This window comes from Xanthovirga aplysinae (assembly GCF_009711365.1).
Taxonomy (GTDB): Bacteria; Bacteroidota; Bacteroidia; order Cytophagales; family Cyclobacteriaceae; genus Xanthovirga; species Xanthovirga aplysinae.
In genome coordinates, this window is sequence record NZ_SMMB01000065.1 from 1 (window position 1) to 269 (window position 269).

The 269-nt window shown below is 43.1% G+C and carries 1 protein-coding gene; it reads right to left on the reverse strand.

Features of this window, described 5'->3' with window-relative positions:
- Window positions 1-269 (reverse strand): hypothetical protein (locus E1171_RS22990; protein WP_187696075.1); only part of this gene is annotated, 269 nt, incomplete at both ends.

The following is a 269-nucleotide window of genomic DNA, read 5'->3' on the forward strand; positions in this document are numbered from 1 at the left end:
CAAAGTACAATTGAGATTTTAAACTTTCGGAATAGGAGTCAAAGTTCACAGCTAAGCCATAGGAATCTACAGGACGATTCAGCATATGCTGTGGTCCTCCATAATTTGACCTTATACCTGTTAGGGTGTTTAGGTCAAAATCCCTTCCCGAAGAGGGGCCTCCAAGGTAATTGGTACTCAAAACCCTGGCGCCATTCTCTTGGATTGTACCACTAGAATTGATACTTGCCAGGTTAGCTGTTCCGGAAACGGTTAAAGAAGCGTTTATG